The following is an 8,520-nucleotide window of genomic DNA, read 5'->3' as shown; positions in this document are numbered from 1 at the left end:
AAGGGACTGCTTGAAGTAGCCGGCCTGGTACAGCAACCCGACGCCGATCAACGGCACGCCCAGATCCGAAGCGGCCTTCAAATGGTCCCCGGCCAGGATGCCCAGGCCACCGGAATACTGCGGAAGCACCTCCGTGATGCCGAACTCAGGGGAGAAATACGCAATGCACGCCGGGGCGTCCGGACCCAGGCCCTGGTACCACCGCGGCTCACTCAGGTACCGGTCAAGATCCGCAGCGGCATGTTGGACACGCTCTACAAGATCGTTGTTGGAGGCAAGTTGATATAGCTGCTCACGGCCTATTGACCCGAGAAGGCTAATGGGATCATGGCCGCTTTCCTCCCACAATTCGTGGTCGAGGCTCGCAAAGAGTTCGCGGGTAGGCCGGTGCCAAGACCAACGCAGGTTCGTTGCAAGACGCGCCAGTGGCCGGATCGGCTCGGGGAGCAGGGTACGGACTGTAAACCTTCGAATTGCCTTCACGAGCGCCACACTAATCCACTCGGTGGACAGCAGGAACAGCTTTCGGTTTCTTTTAGGTAAATGACACATTGCGCCGAAGAGTCTGGGGCACCTCTTAGCAAAATGTGATTTTTCTCGCTAACGTCGAGGTTGTGACCACTACCGCAACACCGCGATCCAGCTCAGCATCCAAGTCCAAGCAGAAGACCGGTATCACCGAAGGTCTCCGATTCGGCAGGTTCCCCATCACGGCTGTGCAGCCAGTGATCGAGGAAGGCCGGTTCCCGGCCAAGGCCTTGCCGGGTGAAGACCTTGTGGTAGGCGCCACGGTTTTCCGTGAGGGCCACGACCAGCTTGGGGTGAGCGCCATCCTGTTGGACCCCAAAGGCAAGGAGCGCCAGCGTGTGCGGCTCGCGCCGGCGCCCGGCGAGCGTGGCAAAGGAACCGACCGTTGGGAGGGACTGCTGACCCCGACGACGCCGGGAGCCTGGACTTTCGCGATCGAAGCCTGGCATGACCGCTACGGAACGTGGCATCACAACGCTGAAGTCAAGGTCGAAGCCGGCATCGACGTGGAGTTGATGCTTGCTGAAGGCGTCGCCCTGCTTGCGGACGCGGCCGGGGACAACACCCGTAGCGCGGCGGACAGGCGCACCCTCCACGCCGCGTCTGTTGCCCTCGCCGATACTTCACAGACTGCCGAAGAACGCCTTGCTGCTGGTTTCAGCGCAGAGGTAGCCGCCGTCGTCGAGCGCCAGCCGATCCGTGAAATGGTGACCGTCTCGGATCAGTACCCCCTCCTGGTGGAGCGCGACCTTGCCGGCCGCGGAGCCTGGTACGAATTCTTCCCACGGTCCGAGGGCGCCGTTTTCGATCCCGCCACCGGAACGTGGACGTCAGGCAACTTCACGACGGCGGCCAAGCGGCTCGACGCCGTCGCGGACATGGGCTTCGATGTCATCTACATGCCGCCCATCCACCCCATTGGTTTCCAGCACCGCAAGGGCCGCAACAACACCCTGACTCCCGGCCCGCAGGATCCCGGGTCGCCGTGGGCCATCGGATCCAAGGATGGCGGCCATGACGCCATCCACCCGGAGCTCGGATCGTTCGAGGACTTCGACGCGTTTGTGGCCCGCGCCAATGAGCTGGGACTCGAAGTGGCGCTGGACCTGGCGCTGCAGGCTGCCCCGGACCATCCCTGGGTGGAGTCCCACCCGGAATGGTTCACCACGCGGGTGGACGGGAGCATCGCCTATGCCGAGAACCCGCCCAAGAAGTACCAGGACATCTTCCCGCTGAACTTCGACAACGATCCCACCGGGCTGTCCAAGGAAATACTGCGGATCGTCTTCCTGTGGGTCAGCCACGGCGTGAAGATTTTCCGTGTGGACAACCCGCACACCAAACCGGTGTGGTTCTGGGAGTGGCTGATCGGCAAAGTCAACAAGAAATACCCCGACGTCGTTTTCCTCGCCGAAGCGTTTACCCGTCCCGCGATGATGCACGCCCTCGGCCGGGCCGGCTTCCAGCAGTCATACACCTACTTCACCTGGCGGAACACCAAAACCGAACTGGAATCCTATTTCGATGAGGTCAGCCACGTAACCCCGGCATACTTCAGGCCCAACTTCTTCGTCAACACCCCGGACATCCTCACCGAATACCTCCAGTACGGCGGTCCGGCAGCGTTCCGCATCCGCGCCGCGCTGGCGGCCACAGCCAGCCCGCTATGGGGCGTGTACGCCGGATTCGAGCTGTACGAGCATGTGGCGCGTCCGGGGGCCGAGGAATACATCGACAACGAAAAGTACGAGTTCAAGGACCGCGACTGGGATGCCGCAGCGGCCTCCGGTCACAGCCTCGCCCCCTACATCACACGGCTGAATGCCATCCGGAAGGCCCACCCGGCCCTGGGTGATCTGCAGAACCTGACACTGCACCACAGCACAGATGACGCCACTATCGTGTTCTCCAAGCACAAGACCCTGCCGGACGGCAGCAAGGACACCTTGATCATTGTGGTCAACGTCGATCCGCATGGCACCAGGGAAAGCACCGTGACCCTGGACCTCGCCGCGCTTTCGCTGGATCCATCCGATTTCACGTCCAACGGGCGATTCTGGGTGGATGATTTGGTCAGCGGCGAAAGCTGGGAGTGGGGGGAGTACAACTACGTCCGACTCGACGCCCATGTAGAACCGGCACACATTCTCAACATCCGGAGGTAGCCTTAGTGAGCTTTAATCCGCAGATCCAGAGCCAGTACTTCACGCCGAAGAATACCTTCGAGCTGAACGCCCCGGGCCTTCAACATGACCCTCATTGGTATAGGAAGGCTGTTTTCTACGAGGTGCTGGTGAGGGCCTTCGCGGATGCCAACGGTGACGGATCCGGCGACTTCCACGGTTTGATCGACAAGCTCGACTATCTGCAGTGGCTTGGGGTGGACTGCTTGTGGTTGCCGCCGTTCTTCGATTCGCCCCTGCGCGACGGCGGCTACGACATTTCCGATTACACCTCCGTGTTGGACGAGTTCGGTACTATCAGCGACTTCAAACGGCTCGTGGCCGAGGCCCACGCCAGGGGTGTCAGGGTCATCATCGACCTCCCCCTGAACCACACCTCGGATCAACACCCCTGGTTCCAGGAATCACGCAAGAACCCGGACGGCCCGTTCGGCGACTTCTACGTATGGAGTGACACTGACGAGAAGTACCAGGACGCACGCATCATCTTCGTGGACACGGAAGAGTCGAACTGGACATTCGATCCCATCCGTCGGCAGTTCTTCTGGCATCGGTTCTTCAGCCACCAGCCCGACCTGAACTTCGAAAACCCCCGGGTCATCGAGGCCGTCCACGACGTTGTCCGGTTTTGGCTGGACCAGGGTATTGACGGATTCCGGGCGGATGCCATCCCATATCTCTTCGAAGAAGAGGGCACCAATTGCGAAAACCTGCCGGCTACCCACGGCTTCTTGCGGGACCTTCGCAAAATGGTGGACGAGAACTACCCTGGCCGCGTGATCATCGCTGAGGCCAACCAGCCGCCCCACGAGGTCGTGGAGTACTTCGGCACCGTGGAAGAACCGGAATGCCACATGGCGTTCCATTTTCCCATCATGCCGCGCCTGTACTACGCGCTCCGCGATCAGAAGGCCGCCCCGATCATCGAGACTTTGCGCGATACCCCTGGAATCCCGGCCGGGGCGCAATGGGGTACCTTCCTGCGCAACCACGACGAACTCACCCTGGAGATGGTCACCGCCGACGAACGTGCGGCCATGTTGGGCTGGTACGCGCCTGACCCGCGGATGCGCGCCAACATCGGTATCCGGCGGAGGCTTGCCTCGCTGCTGGACAACTCCCGCTCCGAGATCGAGCTGATCAACGCGTTGCTGCTGTCCCTGCCGGGCAGCCCCTTCCTTTACTACGGGGATGAAATCGGGATGGGGGACAACATTTGGCTTGACGATCGAGATGCCGTCCGCACACCGATGCAATGGAACCCGGACCGCAACGCGGGTTTCTCCAACGCCGACCCCGGAAAGCTCTACCTGCCGGTCATCCAATCGCTGGTCTACAACTACAGCATGGCGAACGTCGAGGCCGAAGCGGCCCACTCCGGCTCGCTCCTGCGCTGGACCCGGCAGATCCTGAGCGTCCGGAAGAACCACGCCGCGTTTGGGCTTGGTGAATTCCGGCACGTTCCAGCGGACCACGAAGTGGTCCTTGCCTATCTGCGAGAACTCCGCGAAGACAACCCGGAAGGCGAAGACGCCGAATCGATCCTGTGCGTTTTCAACCTGTCCCAGCATCCGGTGGCTACAACCTTGGATATCCCCGAATACGCGGGAAGAGGCCTAAGGGATGTCTTCGGGGGCCAGCCTTTCCCGGCGATTGGCGCTGATGGCTCATTAACCCTTACGCTCGGCAGCCACGATTTCTTCTGGCTCCGGATACGCTCGGCGGGTTCCACTGGATCCTCGCCGTACACCCAAGCCATCCCAGTGCTCTCCATCGAAGGCTGACATGAGTATCTTGGCGCCCAACACGGTCCTGGCACCCCTGCTCAAAGAATGGCTGCCCCGGCAACGCTGGTTTCCGGTCAAAGCAGGGGCATTCGATGTGGACCTCGTTGGCTCCTTCCACCTGCGCCAGCCCGACGCCGGGATCGGCTTGGAGGTCCGGTTGCTGTCCGTCCGCTACGCCACGGCCGACGGCGGGATGCAGACTGACATCATCCAGGTGCCGCTCAGCTATCGCTCTCGTCCCGCAACCGCTTTGGCGGCTGCCTTGGTGGGCCAGGCCGACGGCGATACGCCGGTCTGGGTGTACGACGCGCCCCACGATCCCGTCTTCGTGACCGCATGGCTCGATCTCATCCAAGGTCTGGCCATGGCCGAACCTGGAGAGGGGGAATGCGCCGCGAGCGGGCATTCTGTGCCTGGCGGCCTGCGCCTGCCCGCCGCCTCAGGATCCGTGCGGGTCTCCTCCGGTGAGCAGTCCAACACTTCGGTGATAGTCGACGACGGCGAGTCGGCGGCGATCGTGAAGATCTTCCGGGTGTTGTCGATCGGTAAGAACCCCGAAGTGGAAGTCGGTGCGGCCCTGACGTCGGGAGGAACCCAGGAGGTGCCCTCCACGCTTGGCTGGATTACGGGAACATGGGAGGTAAGGACACCTTTGGGGCGCCACGGCACAGCCTCAGCCGACCTCGCCGTGGCCCACGAATTCCTTGCGGGCGGGCAGGACGCTTGGCGCCTCGCCGTCAATGCCGCCGCATCCGGAACGGACTTTACCGCCGAGGCCCGGCAAATGGGCCAGGCGACGGCTACCGTGCATCTACGGCTCGCAGAGACCCTTGGAACGGCGCGGGAACAGGTTCCGGGCCAGGACATTGCGCCCGAAGTAGCCCGGCGCGTCCGCCAGTCGTGGGCTGAAGCGGGTACCGCCGTCGGGCCCCATGAGCAGCAGCTCGAGGCGCTCCTGACGCAATTGTCCGGCAAGGAAGCCGGGACGTTGCAGCGCATCCATGGCGATCTTCACCTGGGCCAGATCCTCTTGGTCCCCGGCGCCGCGGGAGAACCGGGCCGGTGGGCGATCTTGGACTTTGAAGGCGAGCCCCTCCGGCCGATCGAACTCCGTAACATTCCCGACGTTCCCCTGCGCGACGTCGTGGGAATGTTGCGGTCCTTTGACTATGCGGCCGGCGCGGCCATCCGCGAGAATCCTCGTGCAGCGGTCCCGGTGACATGGGTTGACGACTGCGCGGAAGCGTTCCTGGCCGGTTACAGCGACATCACCCCTGGAACCATTGACCGCGGCTCGCCGCTCTTTGTGGCATTGTGGCTGGACAAGGCCTTGTACGAGGTGATCTACGAGATGCGGAACAGGCCGGATTGGTTGCCCATTCCGGTCAACGCCTCGCGGCAGCTCCTCGGCAATACGAGCCCCGGCACGGACGCCGTGGCGACATCGGAAGGTAAGGAAATGACAGGCTCAGCACGTACCGAACGGCCCCGAGTCCCGCTGTATGTGGACGCCGCTACCCTGGGCCGGGTGGCTGCCGGTGCGCACCACGCCCCGCACTCGGTGCTCGGCGCGCACCTTGACGACCACGGTCACGTCACCATCCGTACGGTCAAACATCTCGCCGAGTCCGTCACGGTAGTCACCGAGGCCGGTTCCACGCCGATGATCCACGAGACCGACGGCGTCTGGGTGGCGGTCCTCGAGCCGCTGCAGCACGGCCACGTGCCGGACTACCGCCTGGAAGTGGTGTATGGCGATTCTGCCCCGGTGACCATCAACGATCCCTACCACTACCTTCCAACAGTTGGCGAGGTGGATCTGCACCTCATCGGAGAAGGCCGGCATGAACGGCTTTGGGACACGCTCGGCTCGCACGTCCAGCACTACCGCTCCCCACTAGGTGACGTGGACGGTGTCTCCTTTGCCGTCTGGGCGCCCAACGCGCAGGCAGTCCGCGTCAAGGGCGAGTTCAACTCTTGGGACGGGCGTGAACACGCCCTGCGCTCACTGGGCTCTTCCGGTGTCTGGGAAGTCTTCATTCCGGGCGTTGTAGCAGGGGCGCGCTACAAATTCGAACTGCTCACGAAGGCTGGCCATTGGGTGGAAAAAGCCGATCCCCTCGCCTTCGGCACCGAGGTGCCACCCTTGACGGCATCACGCGTTGTTGAGTCCAGCTACCGCTTCAAGGACGACGCCTGGATGACGGCGCGCGCCCTCAAGGATCCGCACAACTCGCCCACGAGCGTCTACGAAGTCCATCTCGGTTCCTGGCGCCTCGGCCTCGGGTACAAGGAGCTGGCCAAGGACCTCGTGGAATATGTGAAATGGCTTGGCTTCACCCACGTGGAGTTCATGCCGGTGGCCGAGCACCCCTTTGGCGGTTCGTGGGGCTACCAAGTCACTTCCTACTTTGCTCCGACCTCGCGCTTTGGGCATCCGGACGAGTTCCGTTTCCTGGTCGATTCCCTGCACCAAGCAGGCATCGGCGTCATCCTGGACTGGGTTCCGGCGCACTTCCCGAAGGACTCATGGGCTCTCGCGCGTTTCGATGGCGAACCACTATACGAGCACTCGGACCCCCGGCTTGGCGAACACCCGGACTGGGGCACGCTCATTTTTGACTTCGGTCGAACCGAGGTACGCAACTTCCTGGTCGCGAATGCCCTCTACTGGCTTGAGGAATTCCACATCGATGGCCTTCGCGTGGACGCCGTTGCCTCCATGCTCTACAGGGACTACTCCCGCGAGGACGGGGAGTGGTTCCCCAACGTCCACGGAGGGCGCGAGAACCTGGAAGCAATCTCCTTCCTCCAGGAAGTCAACGCCACCATTTACAAAACCCACCCGGGTGCCGTGACCATCGCCGAGGAGTCCACGGCGTTTCCCGGCGTCACCGCCCCCACCAACCACGGCGGCTTGGGTTTCGGGCTCAAGTGGAACATGGGCTGGATGCATGATTCCCTCAAGTACATCTCCGAAAACCCGGTCAACCGCCGCTGGCACCACGGTACGGTGACGTTCTCCATGGTCTACGCCTTCACGGAAAATTTCCTGCTTCCCATCAGCCACGACGAGGTAGTGCACGGCAAGGGGTCAATGCTGCGCAAGATGCCAGGGGACCGTTGGCAGCAGCTCGCCAACCTGCGGGCCTTCATGGCGTACCAATGGGCCCACCCGGGCAAGCAGCTCATCTTCATGGGCACCGAATTCGGCCAGGAGGCCGAATGGTCCGAACAGCACGGCCTCGACTGGTTCCTCGCCGACATCCCCTCGCACCGGGGGCTGCAGCTCCTCACCCGCGAGTTGAACACCTTGTACAGCTCGACGCCGGCCTTGCACGTGCGGGACAACGAGCCCGGCGGCTTCCAGTGGATCAACGGCGCGGACGCGGATCGCAACGTACTGACCTTCATCCGTTGGGATCATGACGGCAAGCCACTGGTCTGCGCTGTGAACTTCTCCGGCGGACCGCACCAGGACTATGTCCTCGGCGTTCCTTCCGCCGGCGCTTGGCAGGAAGTACTTAACACTGACGCTGAGGTGTACGGAGGCTCGGGTGTGGTCAACAGCGGTGAGTTGGTTGCCACCGCACCCGGGGCGGAAGGACTGCCCGCTGCACTGACTGTCACCTTGCCGCCGCTGGGAGCTTCCTGGTTCACGCCTGTGGGCTAAGTTGTTATTGCTTGGCCGAGCGTCGGCCGGAGCGTGACGGGTCCGGAAGCGTTGAGCTTCCGGGCCCTTTGCGTGGATCTCGAGTGTCGCTGCAGAAGCTCAGGAGGAGGTTGCTCCGCGAGGGTTTTGCCTCCCCGGAGAAGTGGTGGTATAGTTAGTACCCGCGCTGCTCCCCAGTGGAGATCGGTGAAGTTGACTGAGTTCCTCGTGAAAATCAAGTCAAGAACGCTGATTTGACTAGGAGGCAAGCAGCCGGTAAGTTTGGAAAGTTGCTCCGGAGCGATCCTGGACCTTTTGTGGGTGTGGGTGGTGTCGGGTGTGTCTGTTGTTTGAGAACTCAATAGTGTGC

At 62.5% G+C, this 8,520-nt stretch carries 4 protein-coding genes; 3 read left to right on the top strand and 1 reads right to left on the bottom strand.

Annotation, left to right across the window (positions count from 1 at the left end):
• Positions 1–483 (bottom strand): DUF3417 domain-containing protein (locus HNP00_RS22760; protein ID WP_184741993.1); only part of this gene is annotated, 483 nt, incomplete at its 3' end.
• A gap of 131 nt (positions 484–614) precedes the next feature.
• Here HNP00_RS22760 and HNP00_RS22755 point away from each other — a divergent pair.
• Genes HNP00_RS22755 through HNP00_RS22745 form a run of 3 tightly spaced genes read left to right on the top strand, consistent with a single transcriptional unit; the run spans position 615 to position 8,171 of the window.
• Entirely contained in the window at positions 615–2,693 is a 2,079-nt protein-coding gene (locus HNP00_RS22755) for an alpha-1,4-glucan--maltose-1-phosphate maltosyltransferase (protein ID WP_311770657.1), read from the top strand.
• Between the two features lie 5 nt (positions 2,694–2,698).
• Positions 2,699–4,495 carry a maltose alpha-D-glucosyltransferase gene (gene treS, locus HNP00_RS22750; protein ID WP_184741991.1) on the top strand — a complete coding sequence of 599 codons (1,797 nt, stop codon included), beginning with the start codon at positions 2,699–2,701 and terminating at the stop codon, positions 4,493–4,495.
• Position 4,496: 1 nt separating this feature from the next.
• Positions 4,497–8,171 carry a 1,4-alpha-glucan branching enzyme gene (locus tag HNP00_RS22745; RefSeq protein WP_184741990.1) on the top strand — a complete coding sequence of 1,225 codons (3,675 nt, stop codon included), beginning with the start codon at positions 4,497–4,499 and terminating at the stop codon, positions 8,169–8,171.
• Positions 8,172–8,520: the final 349 nt, after the last annotated feature.

The organism is Arthrobacter sp. AZCC_0090 (assembly GCF_014207375.1).
Taxonomy (GTDB): Bacteria; Actinomycetota; Actinomycetes; order Actinomycetales; family Micrococcaceae; genus Arthrobacter.
Note: the sequence above shows the minus strand (reverse complement) of the source record. Positions and strands in the feature narration are given on the sequence as shown.